Origin of the sequence: Vibrio splendidus, assembly GCF_001557875.1 — a bacterium.
Classification (GTDB): domain Bacteria; phylum Pseudomonadota; class Gammaproteobacteria; order Enterobacterales; family Vibrionaceae; genus Vibrio; species Vibrio splendidus_F.
In genome coordinates this window covers 68,663-88,162 of the sequence record NZ_LNRF01000002.1, presented here as the reverse complement: position 1 = coordinate 88,162, position 19,500 = coordinate 68,663, and the positions used below count along the sequence as shown (strand labels likewise).

The window sequence follows — 19,500 nt, the reverse complement described above, 5'->3', positions numbered from 1 at the left end:
CCGCAGTACAAATTTAGGTAGAACGAAAACATGTATAAAAAGATTCCGTATCAGACAGGCCGACAATTGCTCGATAGATTCTCAAGCTCTGATGAAGCTCAATCTCTGATCGATGAAGAACTCAATATTGACGACTCCATTGAAGCGTTGTTGGAAAACGAGCTCTATTTCGATTTGGTTCAGTTTCTGGCTCACGGACTACCGGTTCGAGAAGCCATTTGGTGGGGCGCGCACACGCTCGATGCGAGAAATGACGTCTGGTCTGCAATGCAAAAGCAATGTATTTCCACAGCTAAAGCTTGGGTCAAATCGCCATCAGAGGAGCAAAGGCGCAAGAGTGAACTATTCTCTAATAAGCTCAAATTAAATTGCGGGCCTTCTTGGTTAGCTCAAGCGGTATTTTGGAATGGTTCTGGCAGCATTGTGGCACCTGATTTACCCAATGTACTCCCAGACCCTTTTCTGTATTCGAAAGCGGTAGCAGGCGCGATAAACCACTCCGCAGCACTGCCCAATTGGGATAAAACCGACGAGTACTATAAGAAATCTATTGGTATTGCTCTTGAGCTTGCCAAAGGCAGTAAGGCATAGGAGTTACTGATGACGTTAGCTGCACGATTAACTGACATGCACGTTTGCCCAATGCAGACACCCGCTGTTCCGCCGATTCCCCACGTAGGTGGGCCAATCAGTGGTCCCGGTGTTCCGACCGTTTTGATTGGTAATATGCCCGCGGCAACACTCGGGGACATGTGCGTTTGTGTCGGGCCTCCAGATAGTATCATCAAAGGAAGTGCCACTGTGCTCATAATGAGTAAACCAGCGGCACGCATGGGAGATACAACCAGCCACGGCGGTACGATTGTTCTAGGTATGCCAACTGTGATGATTGGCGGCTAAACACCTTACTTTTCATGGGGTTTCAAAAAACCGTGACATCGGTCCACTTTCTTGGATGAAGTTCAAAGTTTTAAGTAAATATCTATTTTGCATGAGACTTTTCACGAAAAAGCTCTAGAATTAATAAATGTTAACAAGTGTTTACGAAACATAAGGATTATGTATCAAACGTGACACTTTAGTGCGATCAGGATAACAATAGATTTTTACAGGATGTATATGACAGAAATCGCTCACCTACTTGTTCCGATCTCGGATGAAGAGCCTTCAGGCTCTTATTTGAAGTTAGATCGAAGTGCCTATCGTAGTTTAAGAAACGTTTACAATAGCGCTCAATCCTCATTTCGACAGTTGGTTGAAACGCCTGATGCATCCTCAGACCCCACAATCGTGGATGCCAATACAGACAACTGGGCTGAATTAAGAAAGATTTCAGAGGAAACGCTGACTTCACAGTCTAAAGACTTAGAGATATTAGGTTGGTACATCACGAGTCAACTTTTTACTTCTCAACCATTTAATAACCTTGCTAATGCAATCCCGGCTTTAAACCTTTTCATCGACCAATTTTGGGATACGCTAAACCCCATGCTTCCGGAAGCTAAACTTAAAGCTTCTGACGACGTAGGGAAAGCAAAGGAAATCACTGAATTTAAAACTAAACCCCTACTTCAGCTCGTTGGTGAATCTGTTGATTCAAGTTCCGTTTATATTCCTTTTCAAATGCTTGATTTTTGCGCAGGCATTACTTTTGGTGATTACCTCACTGAAGAGCGTAAAGGCAATATCGCAGAGCTAAAAGAAACAGCATTAAGCTCGTTTGATGGAAGTGTTTCAGAAACACTCTATCTACTTGCGAGTATTTTTAGTGAATTAGAGATTGCTGAAAAAAACTTAGCTGAAAAATGCCAAGCTGTTGGTGCGACAGTAATCAGCTTCAACTTCATTAAGACAAACGTATGTGACTTAATTAAAGCGATACATTTCCTTGTTGGAGAAAAATTCGCTCCTTGGCCGTTGGATGACAACTTCCACATTATCCAAAATTCCGCAGAAGCACCTCAACAAGACGATTCGATACACTCGGCACCTATGCAAGCTAGTGCCCCCCTGGATAACTCGAGTCTAGCCACTGAAACAAGCCAAAATTCAGGGCTAACTAACCCGGTAAACCAAGGCAACGGAAGTATGGCTAGTGACGGGCAAGCTCAAGCACTAAACAGCCTTGCCTCCCAAAACCATACTCAAACGATTGTTCAAAATGTCTCTAGCATCAACGGCATTGTTAATCGCGATCATGCGTTTCAAGAAATTAGAAAAATCGCTGAGTACTTTAAAGAAACAGAACCTCATAGCCCTATTGCATTCTTACTCGAGCGTTCAATTCGTTGGGGCTACATGAGCTTCCCAGAGTTACTCCAAGAAATGGTTGGCAATGAAAGTGTCATCGCCCAAATCAATCAAATGACAGGAATGGACAACCTAGACAAGACCGATTTGTCAGGAAAGTCCGTACCAGTAATGACTTCCGCTCCGGATAGAACTCCGGTAGCAACACCAACTATTGAAGAGCCAGCGGCAGTATCGCCAGTTCCTGATAGTTCAAATAGTACGACAGATACAAACCAAACATCTGAATCGACTTCCAACTCATCATCGAGCAGCCTGCAAGATTTTGAGTGGTAAAGCACATTAATGCGTTGAGCAAGGAGAAAGTAATGGCTTCTATTTTTATGAGAATTGATGGTACGACACCAAAAGGTGCAGCAACGGTAGAAAAGATCGGGGGTAAAGATGGATTCTTTGCACTTGATAGCGTTTCTTGGAGTGCAGTACGTGGTGTTGGTATCGATGTAGGTAATGCAAACAATGCGGACCAAGGTATGGTTGCTCTTGGTGAAGTCAACATGACTCGTGGCTGTGATGGTGCAACACCTCATCTAACCACTTTCTTATATGCGCCGGGTCCAGAAGGTCGCACTGTTGAAATCGTTATGACAAAACCAAACCGTGAAGGTTCTGGTGCTGATCCCTATCTGATTCTAACGCTTAAGATGGCTCGTATGTCTAGCTACAACATGTCTGGCACAGACGGTTCACTTCCAAGCGAATCTTTCAGCCTAACCTACACAGAAATTTCTAAGGCTTACTACATTGAAGCAGACGGCGGTAAGATCGAGAAAGGTCCTGAGGTTGGCTTCGATGCGACTACAGCTAAAGTTACTTCAACTGCTAAGTAATTAAACAAGGAGAGTTACCGTGGCACTAAATTCCCAACATAAACGCGTAAGTAAGAACCGCGTAAGTATTACCTATGACGTTGAGACTAATGGCGCTGTAGAAACCAAAGAGCTCCCTTTTGTTGTTGGGGTTATTGGTGACTACTCAGGCCATAAGCAAGACAAAGAAGAAGTGGAAGATCGTACCTTCTATAACGTTGATAAAGATAACTTCGACACTGTAATGAAGCGCGTTGGCCCTGAATTATCGCTAAAAGTAGACAATGTACTTGCCGGTGATGATAGCCAGTTTGAAGCGAGCCTTAAGTTTGACTCGATGAAAGATTTCGAACCTGAAGCAATTATCGAACAGGTTGAACCGCTTAAAAAACTCGTCGAAACCCGTAATCAACTGAAGGTACTTCTTTCTAAAGCCGATCGTTCCCGCGATCTAGAAAAGCTGCTTAAAGAAGTTCTACAAAGTGCAGATACGATTAATGCTCTTTCTGATGAGCTTGGCATTAAAGAAGAAGGAGCTGAGTAATGAGTACTGAAACTGAGAATCAAGCGCAACCGGAAGTAGCGGAAGGCTCACTGAGCTTCCTAGACCGCGCGATTGAAGCAACCACTCAAACTCCTGCAGACACGACAAAAGAACTGTTTTCTGTACTTACAGAGCAAGCTCTTTCTGGCACCGTGACGTGGGATAAGAACGTTACAAAAACAATTGAAAACGCAATCTCAGAAATAGATAAAAAGCTATCTCAACAGTTATCTGAAGTCATGCAACAGAAAGACTTACAGAAGCTTGAAGGCTCTTGGCGTGGTCTACAAAAACTCGTTAAAGAGAGCGAACTTGGTCGTGATCTAAAGATCAAAATGGTCGATTACACTCAAGAAGAGCTGCTTGATCAATTTGAAGATGCACCAGCGATTGACCGTAGCCCGTTATTCAATGCGGTTTACCAAGGTGAGTTTGGTACCGCGGGTGGTGAACCTTACGGCACATTCATCGGTGATTACGAGTTCAGCGCGAAAGATGAAGATGTTGCTCTACTTCGCTACATGGGTGAAGTTGCTGCAGCGTGTCACGCACCATTCGTTGCCGCTGCGAATGCTGAGATGTTCGAGTTTAATGACTTCCAAACATTCTCTGAAGGCAAGCCTGTTGCTGCAGGTTTCGACTCTCCGGCTTACGCTGCGTGGAATTCATTCCGTGAGAGTGATGATGCTCGCTACGTAACCCTAACACTGCCACGCACTCTTGCTCGCCTGCCTTATGGTGACAAAGGTTTGAGTACGGATGTCTTCGCTTATGAAGAGCTTGGTATTGATATGGATGGTAATCCTAAGCCAACCAGCAATGATCAATTAGTTTGGTCTAATGCAGCGTATGATCTGGGTCTTAAAATGACTCAAGCTTACACGGCTTCAGGTTGGTGTACGTCTATTCGTGGTCTGGATAACGGTGGTAAGGTCGAGAACCTTCCAAACCTAACGTACAAGTCTGAAGCGGGCGACCTACTTCAGCAGTGTCCAACAGAAGTTAACCTAACAGATGAGCGCGAGAAAGAGCTTTCAGACCTTGGTTTCCTTCCTTTGGTTCACTACAAAAGCTCTAACTACGCTGTGTTCATCGGTGGTCAAACAACTCAGAAGCCTAAAACTTTCACTGACCCAGATGCAACAGCAAACGCGGCAATTTCAGCTCGCCTGCCTTACATCATGGCAAGTAGCCGTATCGCCCACTACCTGAAAGTAATGGGTCGCGACAAGTTAGGCTCGAATCTTGAAGCTCCGGATATCAAACGAGAGCTACAACTATGGATCGACCAATACACCAACGCGGGTGCCATTGGTAATGAGCAACGTGCGAAAACCCCGCTTTGTGAATCTCGCATTGAAGTGGTCGAGCAACCTGGTAAGCCAGGCGCATACTCCGCTGTCGCTCATCTAAGACCTTGGTTACAACTTGAAGAATTGACGACCTCAGTTCGAATGGTTGCTAAGATTCCAGGCTAATATGGATTTGGCCGGAGCAATCCGGCCAAAAATTTTGTATGAAGTTAAATACAGAATGGCAAAACAGATTCAATCAATTAGATGACACAGATAATACCTTTATGAAAGAGGCTTTATCTCTGTTATCTGAGCTAGACAAACACTCCTTAAGATCTAAATCCTCACTAATTTCATTGATATCAACACTTATATCAACAATCGATTCCAAACTCAGTTTACAGCTTGATGAGCTCCTGCATGAACCCGAGTTTCAAAAACTGGAACGCAACTGGTTAAGCCTTCAGCAGCTTGTTTCCCTACCCGTCAGTTACCAAAGAGCGCATGTAAAACTGCTCGATATGAACTGGGCGGAGATCTCCAGTGACGTCAATCAAGCCTATTCAACCAAATCCAGTGACTTGTATAACAAGATCGGCAATAACGAACTGAATACCTTAGGTGGTCACCCTTTTGGTTGCATCACCTTTAGCCACCCTATCTCGATGGACATCGATTTTGATGCCGACTACGACGATCTGTTTACCGTAGAACTGTTAGGAAAACTAGGTGAAGCGACACTCTGCCCTATGTTGTTCTCTCCCGTATCAACCTTCTTTGGTGAAAGCGGTGCCGATTGGTTGTCTGATATCGAACGTATCAATAAGATCCTTTCCGGCCCCGACTTTAAAGCGTGGCAGGATTTACGCAGTAAGCCGAGCTCTCGCTTTATTGGCATGGCTCTACCACAAGTCCGCCTGAGAGACGCATACAAGAATCGACGAGCTGGCTTCATTTACAACGAGCAAGGTCAAGGTGCTTGGGGATTAGCCAATATGGTACTGGCTACCACTATCATGCGAGAGTTTCACCGCGTGAACTGGTTTGGCTTCCTCAAGTCCCGTTGGAACGACAAGCTGCAAGGCGCCGTCGTTAACCTACCAACCAATCACTATTTCGACAGTCACCTGCAAAAACCGGTGACGGATATAAGCTTGTTCGGCCAACTGTCGAATTTCTACGCTCAAAGCGGCTTTATCCCATTAGCGAAGAGTCCGTTAACCGATAAGTTTTACTTCAATGGTAACAACTCAATTTGGCAGTGCGGACAAAACGACAATGACAAAGTGCTCACGCAGATTCAAACCACACTGATGTCTTGCAGAATTGCTCATTACCTAAAAGTTCAAGTCAGAGAGATGATCGGCAGCTTCAACAACGCTACCGAGTGTGAGCTGTTTTTGACCCATTGGATCGAAAAGTTCTCGAGTAACGTTTCATTTGCTAATGAGGAGACATTATCCAAATACCCACTCAGCTTCGCCAAAGTGAGCGTGACGGAATCGAGTTCTCAAGCAGGCAGCTTCGCTTGTACTCTGCGCATTGTTCCCCAATACCAATTTGATTACTTCAGTGGTGAAGTTGTGCTGACCACCGACCTAAATGAGGTGGCGTAATGAGCTTTTGGAAGACCTTCATCAGTGATTCAAAGCCCTATCAGGATGCGGAGATTGAAGACATTAAGTTCCATCTCACCAAGCTCCTTGAAGCAGAGGCATCATTGACAGATATTGATAACAGACTGATAGAAGTCAACCGCTCTAACTTAAAGTTTGGTATCGAAGATATTCAATTACTGAGTGCCACTCTAGAAAAAACACAGCTGACTCTGCGTATTGAAACGTGGATTAAAAGCTTTGAACCTCGACTCCATGACATCTCGGTAGAGCTTGGAGAGCGCAAAGAGGGTGACAACTCACTGTCGTTCAACATCATCGCCAAGGTTAAGACAAGTCATGGCGAACAAGACCTTATCTTTGACTCCAAAATCGCATTAAGTGACCTAACCACCTCATTAGAAGAAGATAACTATGACTGAACCTATTATGCGTTACTTCGAGCAAGAACTGGCTTTTGTCCGCCGTTCGTTAGGTCAGTTCGGTCAAGAATACCCGACGCACGCTGAGAAGCTCAATATTCATCAAGGTAAGATTGAAGACCCTAGCATGGCTCGTCTATTAGATGGCGTCGCACTATTGAATGCTAAGGTAGAAAAAAAACTATCAGAGCAGTTGCCTGAGGTCATCGAAGGTATATTAGGAGTGCTCTACCCGTCTTATATACAAACCGTTCCTAGCGTTGCTTATCTTGAATTACTCGCAGAAGAAGGCCCGATTGAATCGAGTACTTTGCCAAAGGGTTCGCTTTTCTCAAGCACAAACACCAAAAACGAATGTCTATTTAGAACGGTTGATGAACTCAAAATAGCACCATTTAGCTTAGGCAATATCAAAGCGCTAAGCGCCCCGTTTAGCTTCAATAGACCCAAATCGGCTAATCAAAGCTCAGCGGTCGTTCAGATCTCACTGAACACTGGCGACCCCGAAGTACATTTCAGCCACTTAGAGCTGAATGACCTCGACTTCTTCGTCAAAGGCTTTGAGAACAACGCAGACTCTCTCGTAGAATTGCTACTCAACAACACCTTGTCGATTTCAATCTCTGATAGTGAATGCGCTCAACACGTCACCCTTGATAGCCACCAGCTAAAGAATCGAATCAGCGACCTAGAATTTAAATTCCTACCCGAGCACGGCAATCAGTTCACTGGCTACCAACTGATCAACGAATTCTTCTTTTTCAAAGAGAAGCGTCAGTTCTTTAGGCTCAAGAACTTCGCGAAATACGCGAGCCAGTTTGATGAGTCGGAAATCGTGATCAACTTATTTATGTCTTCACTGCCGTCTGAATTCATCCGCTTGTTCAATAAAGATGTTATCAAGCTAAACGTTATGCCTGCGGTTAATCTATTTGAGCAAACTGGTGAACCTATTTCTTACGACCATCGAACCCTTTCAGTTCCCATCAATGCCGACGCGCACAGCGACAACAATATTGAAATCATCGAAATTCAGAAGGTCTACGAAATCACGCCTAACGGTGAAATACCGTTAGTTCCTCTTTTTAAAGAGAAATACACCCACAATCAGCAATATGACTACTGGCAAAGTAAACACAATCACTTTGGTGAAATGAGCATCGCAATCTCGCTATCTGAAGCGCCAGAAGCTGAATTTAGTAAGCTACTTGGTACTCACTTGTTGTGTACAAATGGCAAGCAAGCGTGTGGCGTAAGCGGTACTCTGGAATGCCTAGAGAGTATTGATTTGCCCGGCGATTTTTCACCTATTTATCCACCTTCGGCACCCATAACAAAGGAAGTCGACCAAAATATCCATTGGGAGTTCATTAGCTTACTAAACACCAACTTTTCATCACTGGTGCAGTCTAGTAATCCGGTTGCTGACCTCAAGCATATGTTGAGTTTGTGCAGTCGAGAGCAAGTATCGAGCGCTGAAATTCAAATGATTCATTCGATCACATTTAACTCTCAAGTGTCTGCGATTCGCGTTCTGGGCAAAAATGTATTTTCTCCAGGAACCGAGATTGAACTCACACTCGATGCAACCTCGCCCTACTTGGCATTTGCCGATGTGTTGAATCGCTTCTTCCAACAGTTTTGTAGCTTTGATCGATATATCCAACTCAAGATCCGAATCTACGGACGAGATGGTGTCGTTAAAAAATATCCTAAGATTCACGGTAGTCAGTTGTGCTTATAACTCAGCGAATATCGGCAACCCTGCGAACTGAAAATAACCAGCGCTTAGGCTGTAAGGGGGATATATGAAGCCTTTCATCAAAGACCTAGCCGCTCAGCCTGAAAAGTACGACTTCTCTCAGGCGATGAGATTATTAGAACAACTTCAGTCCCAAAGTACCACGCCGTTACAGATTCAATTGAAGTCAGAGGCGATGCCGACGGGTAACCCTCAGGAGATTCAATATTTCTCGTTAAAGGGAAATAAAGCCAAACTCAGACTAGCGAAACAAGCGCTCTCTGGCGTTAAAGGTGTGATACCGAATTACATTTACGAAGAGTTGTTAGCGGCAATACACAATGAAGATCATTCTCTGCAAGATTTTCTGGACGTGTTCAATCAAAGACACTATGAGATTACCTATCGAACCAATGCACGGCGTTGGTTACTGGTAGAAAGCGAGCAAAACCCAAAAAAGACTGCCTTGTTAAGCCACTTTGCAGCGCTTGGAAAAGAGCACAAAGAGTATCTGCAATACTCGCTTCTTTTGAGCCAGCAAAGCCGCAGTCTGACCACGTTGAGGAAGATCCTTAATGACTATTTCCCATACTCGATTGAGGTTGAATGTAAAGCCTTTGAACGACGCCTTCTACCTTCAGATTCATTGACTCGAATCGGTACAGATCGTGATTTTAATAGTCGCTTAGGGCAAGGTTTTTTGGTCGGCAAAACTTGCCTAGCTCATTTCAACAACTTGAGTATTTTTGTTACTCCAAAGAACAGAAATGAGTTCCTCGAGATCCAACAAGATGACCAATTTGCTAAAGCCGTATTGTCTTTGACGCAGCATTACTTAAAAGACAGCACGCCCGTTGCCATTTACCTGAACGTTAAGCGTTCATATTTAACCAGACCCCGTTTATCAAGCAAGGTATCGATGGCTGCTCGTTTGGGTGAGATTGACTACCTAGCGCCTGAACGTAACCCGAATGAAACCGTAAAGATTTTGCTTTTGTAGTTCGTAATACGGAATGTATAGATTATAGAGATACAAGGAATTGACTATGACACAAGTAACTCTCACTAACTTAGTAGGAAAACTTTCTCCCGAACTCAAGCAAGCGCTGGAAGCGTCTGCTGGCGCGGCGATGAACCAAGGTGTTGGAGCGATAGAAACAGAACACTGGATCCTTCAGCTTATTTCCCAAAAAGATCCCAAGCTAATGGCGTTGTGCGAATCTCAAAAGCTGTCATTAGACGCCTTAGTGAATGAGCTTTCCAAAAAAATATCTATGCTTCCAAAAGGCAACGAAGGTCAACCGACACTAAGCCATGGCTTAACTGAATTAATCAAAGATGCTTGGATGATTGCATCTGTAAACTATGGTCATGGCGAAATCGTCAGCTTGCATCTTATTCAAGCGCTGATGCAGCAAAATGTATTGGGTGTAAATACCCTGCAACTTGAAACATTAAGCAGTGTTTCACTCGAATCTCTGCAAGGCTTGATCAAGAAAACCCCTATTGCACGTAATTCTGCAACGCCTTCAGCCGGTGGCTCTGTCGATACCACCCCAGCAGGTAACGACGCACTGAGCAAGTACACGGTTAATCTGACTCAACAAGCGATTGACGGCAATATCGATCCTATTTCTGGCCGTAATGCCGAAGTAAGAAAAGCGATTGATATCTTGTGTCGTAAACGCCAAAACAACCCAATTATGGTCGGTGAACCCGGCGTAGGTAAAACCGCTGTTGTTGAAGGTTTGGCGTTAAGAATCGCAGCCGACGAAGTCCCAAGTGCTCTGCAAGGCGTGCAAATTCACTCTTTAGACCTCGGCTTGCTTCAAGCAGGCGCGAGCGTTAAAGGTGAGTTTGAAAACCGCTTAAAAGACGTCATCAACGAAGTCAAAAGCTCTGAAGTACCCATCATCGTATTTATCGATGAAGCTCATACCCTTATTGGTGCAGGCGGCGCTGCCGGACAAAACGATGCTGCTAACCTTCTCAAACCAGCATTAGCACGTGGTGAATTCAAAACCATCGCTGCGACAACATGGGCGGAATACAAAAAGTACTTCGAAAAAGACCCCGCCCTGACACGTCGATTCCAAGTCGTGACCATTGAAGAGCCTAACGCAGAAGATGCGATGCAAATGCTTCGTGGTGTAGCCGCTTCATTGCAAGCTCACCATGGCGCTTTTATTGCTGAATCCGCGATTGAAGCGGCGGTCAACTTGTCGATTCGTTACCTGCCAAGTCGCCAACTGCCAGACAAAGCCATTAGCCTGCTTGATACTGCGAGTGCGCGAATCGCACTGACACAAGGCGCGAAACCAGAAGTATTGGAAACGCTAGAGCAAACCATTCGTTACCAAGAAAACGAAAAGTCGGCGTTAGAAAAAGAAGATGCATTGTTCTCAAATAGCGCTGAATTGATAAAAGAGCTCACACAATCAATCGAAGAAAACCAACAAGCATTGGCTGCTTATTACACGCGTTGGGAAAAAGAGATCGAGCTAGTAGATCAAATAAAAGCTGTTCAGCAAGATATCACCGAAGAACAGGAACAAGATGCTATTGACTCGAGCAAGCAAAAACAGCTCGATACCCTGCGTACCGAGCTAGCAGAGTTGCAAGGTGAAGAACCACTTGTTTACGCCATGGTTGACGACAACACCATCGCACAAGTGATTGCCAATTGGACAGGTATCCCAGTTGGCAACATGATGAGTGATGAAATCGCTAAACTACTTACTCTAGAAGATGAACTTAATACCCGAGTTATTGGTCAGGATGTTGCGAAGAACGAGCTCGCAAAAGCGATTCGCATATCACGCGCGGGGTTAACCGATAACCGTAAACCGATTGGTGTATTCCTAATGTGTGGTCCTAGTGGCGTGGGTAAAACCGAAACCGCCATGGCACTTGCGGAACAACTGTACGGAGGTAGCAACGACCTCACCGTGATCAACATGACCGAGTTTAAAGAGGAGCATAAAATTTCAATGCTACTCGGCTCACCAGCCGGCTACGTCGGCTTTGGTGAAGGTGGTGTGTTAACAGAAGCCATCCGACGCAACCCATACTCAGTGCTGCTGTTAGACGAAATGGAAAAAGCACACCCTGGCGTGCATGACTTATTCTACCAAATCTTCGATAAAGGCCATATCAAAGACAGTGAAGGGCGAACTGTCGATTTCAAAAACACCATCATTATCATGACGTCGAACGCAGCTGACCAAGCTATCTGTGATGTATGCGCGAAGACAACAGAACGTATCGACAACGACGAGCTACTTGAATCGATTCGTCCGGACTTACAGCAATACTTCAAACCTGCTTTCTTAGGACGAACCACCATTGTCCCTTACTACCCGCTTAACGATGAAGAGTTAGCGAAAATCACTGAGATCTCGCTAAATCGAATCAAGAAAAAGCTGGCTGAACAGTATCAAGCTTCCTTTACTTGGGACGCAGATTTCATTCAATTCGTAGTCGACCGTAATACCGATCCAACGACAGGTGGCCGTGCAGTCGAGCAAATCATTAACCGTTCTCTAATGCCAAGATTGGCAGAAGAGTGTATCGGGCGCCTAAGCCGTAGCGAACCGATTACTCAAGTTGCTGTTAGCGCGACGAACAACAGTGCCGACTTCGATTTGTCGATTAAATAGGTCTTAACCAATGAGCAGCAAAGCCAGCCAAATATTGACCAAACCTTCATTAATTAACCTGTCACTTAGGGTTAAATTGATGTTAGCCATCATGGCGGTTTTGCTGTTTTCCATCACCTTAAATGCAACATTAAACTATTTCAATTTCGAGAACAGGCTCACTGTCACCTCCGACTCTATCTATGAAATTGTATTGGAAGAAACACATAACGATATCAACCAAGCCATCAGTTTAGGCTTGCCTCTATCAGCAATATCAAACATACAAGGCATGTTGGACCGCCGTTTAAAAATCGTCGATGGTATTACCGCCTTGGTTGTCGTCTCGACTTCGGGTGAACAACTATTTGGTACCGGAGAACAAAACCATGAAAATGACCGTCAGCTATCGCTCGATATCACCAACGCTTTTGGATTAGTAGAAGGACAAGTAAAGCTCTACTACTCCACAACTCTGTTAGATCAACAAAAAACCTTCTTGCTCAAGATCCAGTTCCTCTATTCGGCAATTTGGATACTACTCTCTTGCCTATTTGCCTTTGTCGCCTTGAAGTACCTATTGGAGGGCATTGTTGGCCGAGTAAAAGGCGCTACTGCAATATTTGAATCCGCTACTGATTCGGATGAATTGCTGCCAACGATTACTCAAGCTCACAAGGCACTGCAATCGCCAAGATCATTGTCTAAGTTTGAGAAGTTGAAAAACAAACACTTTCCAGTGTTTATTATCTCTCTTGCGATCCTGCTGACGATCATTGCTAACCTAGGAGTTTCATATCAATCTTTAGACAAATTTTCACAGATTTACGAGGTTAAACTCGAACAGAAGTCCAACTTGATTGGCGACTCTTTAAATCAAATGATTAAAGAGCTACTCGATAAAGGTGTTCCTGCCGATAAGCTACATGGCCTAGAAGACGAATTTGCGTTCTTCGTTGATCATCATAGCGAAATTCTATCAATTAACTTTCAAGGACAATCTGGCACTTCCTATCGTTACCCTGTAGAACAAGTTGAGCACCCGTCTATCCGAAAATCGACATTCTCACTCAACAATAGCCACACGATTCAATTGAACGTCACTACCGATAACAACCTGATCATCAACCTGCTCAAAGAGAGCGTGATGGATATGATTACCGTGTTGGTTGCCTCTTGCCTAGTTGTTGCAGAAATCATTCTATTCATGTGTAACTTCATGATTATTTCACCATGGAACCAAGTAAAGAAAGTGTTCATGCTGGTGAATCGAGACATTGTGAATCACTTGGCAAAGATCTCTACTCGCGATGAAATTGGCAAACTGCTGAACCTCACTAACCAAGCGGTCACTAAGCTCAAGCCAAGTCAACCATCGCAAGATATCGACAAACAAGACTTTCGATTCATTCGCTTGCCGCTGTTTTTATTGGTGTTCTCTGAAGCCTCTTCGCTGGCATTTTTTCCAACGTTTGTCTCTTCATTAGAAAATACCACAGGCTGGATACCTGAAAACCTTGTGACCAGTTTACCTATTTCTCTATTCATGCTGTGTTGGGCGATCTCACTGCCATTCGCGGGCTATTGGTCAGACAAAGTAGGCAGAAGACATTCGCTAATGACAGGTGGTCTCATCACCTGTGTCGGCTTAATCGCGACTGCTTTCATTCAATCTCTAGAACTGTTACTCGTTGCTCGCGCTTTTACCGCTGTTGGCTACGGTATCGTATTCATTTCAGCACAAGGCTATGTGTCCGATACCACAAACGACACTAACCGCACCAAAGGCATGGCGACTTTCTTGTCAGCCTTCTTTTCTGGCTCTTTATGTGGCGCCGCGATTGGTGGGATTCTCGCGGAGAAGCTGGGCTATTCCGAAACGTTTATGCTTGCAGGGTTATTGGCAACACTTAGCGTGTTACTCGTTTATGTATTTTTCGAGAAATCGAACACCAGTAATTCAAGTAAGCCCGTTAAGTTACAAGACTTCAAACTACTGTTGAGCAACAAGTACTTCGCGTTAATAACAATCTTCAGTGCTATCCCAGCGAAGATCGTCCTCACAGGTTTCCTTTACTACATCTGCCCTGTTTACCTGCAATTCCTTGGCGAAAGCAGCTCTGTTTCTGGACGTGTGATTATGGCTTACGGCCTCGCGATTATTCTCATTTCACCATTGAGTGCCATTTTGGTCGACAAGCTTAAAAACAAAATGGCCTTTATCTTCATTGGTGGGCTGCTGTCTGCACTCGCCCTACTCAACTTTTATTTCTTCCAAGGGACATTGGGGTTACTTCTGATCGTTATTATCATTGGTATTGCACACGGTATCTGTGTTTCTCCACAAATACCTTTGGTTATCGATCTGCTTTCTGGTCAAGGAATCGAGAAGGGAAAAATCATCGGTATTTTCAGACTTACTGAGCGTATCGGTAATATCGCAGGACCAATGTTAGCTGGGGTGTGTTTGAGCATCTTTGGTTACGACCAAACCATTCTTATATTTGGCGCGTCGCTACTCGCGAGTTCCTTTAGCTTAATTGTGTTTTTCTCAATATTTCTGAAGTCAGATAAACAGAAGCTAGGGGTTCAATCATGAAATTTATAGTGTTCGTTCTTAGCTTTATTTTAATGACTCCACTTTCGTTCGCCAAAAACGATGAAAAACACGTCATTCTTTTATTATGGCGAGGAGTAACGGATGCCGAACAAGGCTTCATGGATTATTTATCCCAACACGTCGATGTAAGATTTACGATTCTTGATGCAAATAGAGATAAAGCACAACTCAAACAACATATTAGAGATCTAGAATATAAAGATGCCGACCTCATTTATTCATTCGGTACCACTATCACCTTGAATTTATTAGGGACTTACACAGATCCTAGCGAATTTATACTGAATAACTCGACGCCTGTTGTATTCAGTATTGTTACCGACCCTGTGGGTTCTAAGTTAATCGCTGATTTATCTTCAACAGACAGAAACTTTACTGGTGTATCGCATATCGTACCCCATGAAATACAATTTAAAGCGATAGAAAAGCTCAATAACATTTCTAGCCTTGGGGTTATATATAACGCTGACGAAAATAATTCGATTATCACCGCAAATAAAATGATGGAGTTATCGGAAATTTATAACAAGCGTGTTATGTTGTACCCATTAAACATTGATAAAAGTAAGTCAAACAGCGACTTAATTAACCTCACGATAAACAATATGAAACGTGATGGTGTCGATATGGCTTATTTACCACCTGATTCATACATCATCACCCAAGGAGGGGAAGTCGTATCAGGGCTACATTCGAAAGGTATCCCCACATTCTCGGCCACCGAGAGCCCGATAAGAAAACATAAGGCCCTGTTTGGCATTGTCAGCCGTTACTACAATGTTGGTCAATTCGCTGGATACAAAGCGAAAAACATATTGAAAGGAACTCAAAAAGCTTCAGACATTCCAATAGAATCACTAAGCCAATATTCATATATTGTTAATATCGAGGCTGCACACAAGCTCGACTATTACCCGCCAGTGTCTATTTTGAAGATTTCTGAAGTGATAGGACACTCTAATGACGTTAACTAGAGCCTCTACCATCAGATTATCGTTAATCACCCTACTCACCTCGACGTTTTGGTCGGTGAGTGCTTCTGCTCAAGTCAAAATTGGGCCATCTCGCCTAATGCTGACCACACAAGATTGGCCGCCTTACCAAAGCTACGAAAACGCGACAATGCAAGGAATTGCTTTGGACAAGGTTAAATGTGCCTTAGGTATGATGGGACAGCCTTACCAACTCACTATGACAACTTGGTCGGACGCACAACTGCGCGTGCATAGCGGTAGCCAACACGGATTTTTCGTCGCCACAAAAACCTCTGAACGTGATGAATACGCTACGCTCTCTGCGCCTATCGCGAAACAGACTTTGAATTGGTATTTTGGTCCAGGAGTGGAGCCGAAGGTTGATGAATTGTCAAAGTTAAACCTTAACTTTTCTGCCAAATTTGGCTCAAACAAATGGTTTTGGCTAAAACGTAATGGATTTAACGTCGTTAAGCAGCCACGAGATGCTAAAGTATTACTAAGACTTTTAAAACAAAGGGAAATTGATGTTGTTTTAGAAGATGAGTTGGTCTTTAAAAGAGAATTAAATAAAGCCTCTTTACCACTCGATTACTTCAATTCGACGAATTTAGATACCAAGGATATGGGGGTCTATTTTTCGAATCGATTCCTTAAAACCTATTCGGGTTTCTTAGACAGTTTTAATTCAGCCATATCCAAGTGCAAGGAGTAGCCATTGTCCATCAGTGTCCACATGATTTCTGTACCTGCTGAAGAGGTTGTTTCCTCTAGAGTTACGTATCTGCCCGAAAGTGGCGGAAGCTTAGGTCGTTCTCCGTCATGTGATATTGCGCTGCCAGATCAATCAAAATGGGTCTCTAGAACTCACTGTCAGCTCTACCCGACAGAGCGTGGTTACGTGATTAAAGACATCAGTAACAACGGCGTATCGCTAAACGACAAGTCTCTGGCAAAAGAGAAAGAGTACGTCATTACCGACGGCGACATCATCAAACTTGGTGGCTATACACTGCTGGTTAGCTTATTGAGTGACCCAAAAGTCAACGCGACCAATAACACCACACAGGATGAAACTTTTATAGAACCTTTTAACTTAAAGCTTGATGACAGCGATACCGACTTTTTAGATGACTCACCAGAAGTTGCTACCGTTCAGAATACCTCGAATTTCTCTTCTAAGAATGTTCTGAGTGACGACCCCTTCTCATCTGATCCATTTGAAGATTTGGACGATGACAAAGTCATACCGAACATTGAAGTAGACGAAATCTCTCACGCCGATAACAACACTCTCTCTTCTGCAGAGTTAGAATATCTGCCAGTCAATGTTGAGAACAATACTCGCATTGAAGAGTCAATCGACAAGCTCATCACGCTGACCGAAAAGAACCAACAATACTTACAGAATCCTCAGCTTCAACAAAAAGCGCTGTTCGACGCCCTAGAACAAACCGTTGATCAGTTCTTAAATGAGTTCGCACCAGAGCAGCTTGAGAGCCAATTTAGTGAGTATGTCAGTAGCGGCATTTTTACCAACAAAGATAAAAAGTATTGGAAGATTTACCGAAAGCATTTTCAACACCGTCAAGACAACGGGGATTTCAGACGCCAATTCAAAGCGTTGTTTATGGAGAACATGCAAAAGCAAAGTGAGGAAAGAGAATGAAACGCCTCATACTCTTATCGCTTTGTTTACTGATCACAGCATGTTCTTCATCGGACCCAGCTCCCGTTGTCACACAGTATTCGTTGACCGTAAAAGCGGATGCGACCGTCAACCAATACAATGACGACCAAGCGAACCCAGTTGTGGTTAGGCTTTACCAACTCACGGATCAACAGCTGTTCAAACAGCTGCCATTTATTGACTTATACAACAATGACTTGCAGTTACTGGCAGCTAACTTAGTTTCAAAACAGGTATTACCGATTGTATTACCTAACTCAGAGCAAAAGCTGACGTTAGATATCAACAAAAACACGCAATACATTGCAGCTCTGGTCGAATTCGCGGATTACCAGAATGGCACAACCAAGACCGTTTTGATGATGCCTTCGGATCCAGAGCAAACTTTAGAGTTAACGATTACAGGGAAGAAAGCAGAGTTAGCCGTGATACAGCCTGACTCCAGCTGGTGGCAAATCTTTTAATAAAAAAGCCAATATATAAAAATAATAGAAAAGGATTTTACGTGGACGCTTTCAAAAAAGTAGTGTGGCAAGAAGGGATGTTTATTGCCCCTCAGCACTTTCAGCAGCAAGATCGCTATGTGCAAAACTACATTCGTCAGAACATTGAAACACTGGCTGGTTTTGCCCCTTTCTTTGGCATCACCGAGCTAGTGCTTAACCACGATCTCTTAAAGATCGGTAAGCTGTCTATACCGAGCTGTTCAGGTGTGTTCCCCGATGGAACCCAATTCAACCTCAAGCAAGAGATTGTTGTCGATATTCCACAAGGCACCATTGAAACCATCGTCTATCTTGCCCTGCCAATCTCTTTGCAAGGCAATAATGACTACAGCGAAGATGGCCAAGAACAGAGTCGTTACATCACACGTTCAATCAATGTATTCGATACTTCTACCTCCGAAAACGCCAGTGTCGAAGTCGACGTAGCTCAGCTGAATATCGGGCTCAAATTCGCAGGAGAAGACACCTCTGGCTTTACCCTAATTCCAGTGGCTAAGATTTTAGAAATCAGCGACTCAGACGAAGTCATGCTTGATAGAGCTTTCATCCCTGCTTGCTTGCATTACGGCGCTTCGACCCTACTCAGCGAGCGAGTCAAAGAGATTCACGCGCTGGTAAGCAACCGAGCTCAAAACCTTTTAAAACGCATTGAAGCTGGCCAAGGTCAAAAAAGCCCTCAATCTATGATGCAAGATTTTCTGTGGCTGCAAACTCTCAACACCTGGCTACCATGGTTTGAGTTGACCATCAGCAACACCAAATACCCTACCCATGAGCTGTATTCAAAACTAAAACAATTTGAAGCTCAAATCATGGCGTTAACACCAGCGATTCCAGGTGAGTGTCAGCCTCTAAAATATGACAAACTCTATGACAACTTTAACCCACTGTTTTCGAGCCTACGAAACCTACTCACGCTGGTTCAACAAGATTCAGTAATCGAATTCAAATGGGATACTTCACTGTTTGAGAAACGCCGTTTGCTGCGCACGTTAATTAAAGATCCAAGTAGCGTTTATAACCGTCGTTTCGTTCTGAGTGTTAAATCCGACATCAGCAGCATAGAGCTTAATGAGCTGTTCCCTATTTCCGCTAAGCTCAGCAGTAACAACAAGATTGTAGAGCTGGTTCGAAGCTCGCTGTCTGGTATCTCATTAACACCGCTTCCTATCGCGCCAAGTGAGCTTAAGCCGATGCAAGGTGTCGCTTATTTCGAAGTCGATACAAAAGACAGAAATTGGTTAGATATGCTAGATACACGTGATGCGATTGCGTTGCACGTTGATGCTCGCATTCCTGCTCTCGAAGTCGTTCTATACGCGTTGAGATAATGGC

The 19,500-nt window shown here is 43.9% G+C and carries 17 protein-coding genes; all 17 read left to right on the top strand.

From position 1 onward, the window contains the following. The first annotated feature begins 30 nt into the window (after positions 1-30). The 17 genes from ATB74_RS08060 (at position 31) to tssK (ending at position 19,496) form a co-directional block, all read left to right on the top strand. Positions 31-591 carry a DUF6931 family protein gene (locus ATB74_RS08060; RefSeq protein ID WP_060982117.1) on the top strand — a complete coding sequence of 187 codons (561 nt, stop codon included), beginning with the start codon at positions 31-33 and terminating at the stop codon, positions 589-591. A 9-nt stretch (positions 592-600) separates the two neighbouring features. Further along, complete coding sequence (locus ATB74_RS08055; RefSeq protein WP_017110734.1) at positions 601-900, top strand: PAAR domain-containing protein; 300 nt, start codon at positions 601-603, stop codon at positions 898-900. 219 nt (positions 901-1,119) lie between these two features. Further along, the gene (locus ATB74_RS08050; protein ID WP_061017852.1) at positions 1,120-2,586 is read left to right on the top strand and encodes an ImpA family type VI secretion system protein; all 1,467 of its coding nucleotides are present in this window, start codon (positions 1,120-1,122) and stop codon (positions 2,584-2,586) included. Positions 2,587-2,618: 32 nt separating this feature from the next. Beyond that, positions 2,619-3,140, top strand: a complete 522-nt coding sequence (locus ATB74_RS08045) for a type VI secretion system tube protein Hcp (RefSeq protein WP_017110736.1) — start codon at positions 2,619-2,621, stop codon at positions 3,138-3,140. 19 nt (positions 3,141-3,159) lie between these two features. Continuing rightward, the gene (tssB, locus tag ATB74_RS08040; protein WP_009846607.1) at positions 3,160-3,663 is read left to right on the top strand and encodes a type VI secretion system contractile sheath small subunit; all 504 of its coding nucleotides are present in this window, start codon (positions 3,160-3,162) and stop codon (positions 3,661-3,663) included. Continuing rightward, the gene (gene tssC / locus ATB74_RS08035; RefSeq protein ID WP_060982119.1) at positions 3,663-5,141 is read left to right on the top strand and encodes a type VI secretion system contractile sheath large subunit; all 1,479 of its coding nucleotides are present in this window, start codon (positions 3,663-3,665) and stop codon (positions 5,139-5,141) included. Before tssB ends, tssC begins: the two co-directional genes overlap by 1 nt. Positions 5,142-5,179: 38 nt before the next feature. After that, on the top strand, positions 5,180-6,574 hold the full coding sequence (locus ATB74_RS08030) for a type VI secretion system contractile sheath domain-containing protein (protein WP_060982120.1): 1,395 nt from the start codon (positions 5,180-5,182) through the stop codon (positions 6,572-6,574). Beyond that, the gene (tssE, locus tag ATB74_RS08025; RefSeq protein ID WP_048606902.1) at positions 6,574-6,996 is read left to right on the top strand and encodes a type VI secretion system baseplate subunit TssE; all 423 of its coding nucleotides are present in this window, start codon (positions 6,574-6,576) and stop codon (positions 6,994-6,996) included. Before ATB74_RS08030 ends, tssE begins: the two co-directional genes overlap by 1 nt. Further along, positions 6,989-8,740: a type VI secretion system baseplate subunit TssF gene (gene tssF, locus ATB74_RS08020; protein ID WP_060982122.1), complete on the top strand. Its 1,752-nt coding sequence runs from the start codon at positions 6,989-6,991 to the stop codon at positions 8,738-8,740. Before tssE ends, tssF begins: the two co-directional genes overlap by 8 nt. 64 nt (positions 8,741-8,804) lie before the next feature. Continuing rightward, entirely contained in the window at positions 8,805-9,737 is a 933-nt protein-coding gene (locus ATB74_RS08015) for a type VI secretion system baseplate subunit TssG (RefSeq protein ID WP_060982123.1), read from the top strand. Positions 9,738-9,783: 46 nt separating this feature from the next. Next, complete coding sequence (gene tssH, locus ATB74_RS08010; RefSeq protein ID WP_060982124.1) at positions 9,784-12,396, top strand: type VI secretion system ATPase TssH; 2,613 nt, start codon at positions 9,784-9,786, stop codon at positions 12,394-12,396. A 10-nt stretch (positions 12,397-12,406) separates the two neighbouring features. Beyond that, on the top strand, positions 12,407-14,974 hold the full coding sequence (locus ATB74_RS08005; RefSeq protein WP_061017851.1) for an MFS transporter: 2,568 nt from the start codon (positions 12,407-12,409) through the stop codon (positions 14,972-14,974). Further along, positions 14,971-15,969: an ABC transporter substrate-binding protein gene (locus ATB74_RS08000; RefSeq protein ID WP_061017849.1), complete on the top strand. Its 999-nt coding sequence runs from the start codon at positions 14,971-14,973 to the stop codon at positions 15,967-15,969. The genes ATB74_RS08005 and ATB74_RS08000 overlap by 4 nt, the downstream gene beginning before the upstream one ends. Then, positions 15,956-16,684 carry a transporter substrate-binding domain-containing protein gene (locus tag ATB74_RS07995; protein WP_060982127.1) on the top strand — a complete coding sequence of 243 codons (729 nt, stop codon included), beginning with the start codon at positions 15,956-15,958 and terminating at the stop codon, positions 16,682-16,684. Before ATB74_RS08000 ends, ATB74_RS07995 begins: the two co-directional genes overlap by 14 nt. A gap of 3 nt (positions 16,685-16,687) precedes the next feature. Next, entirely contained in the window at positions 16,688-17,638 is a 951-nt protein-coding gene (locus ATB74_RS07990) for an FHA domain-containing protein (RefSeq protein ID WP_060982128.1), read from the top strand. Continuing rightward, entirely contained in the window at positions 17,635-18,123 is a 489-nt protein-coding gene (gene tssJ / locus ATB74_RS07985; RefSeq protein WP_059020392.1) for a type VI secretion system lipoprotein TssJ, read from the top strand. Before ATB74_RS07990 ends, tssJ begins: the two co-directional genes overlap by 4 nt. Before the next feature lie 41 nt (positions 18,124-18,164). Further along, positions 18,165-19,496 carry a type VI secretion system baseplate subunit TssK gene (gene tssK / locus ATB74_RS07980; RefSeq protein ID WP_061017847.1) on the top strand — a complete coding sequence of 444 codons (1,332 nt, stop codon included), beginning with the start codon at positions 18,165-18,167 and terminating at the stop codon, positions 19,494-19,496. Positions 19,497-19,500: the final 4 nt, after the last annotated feature.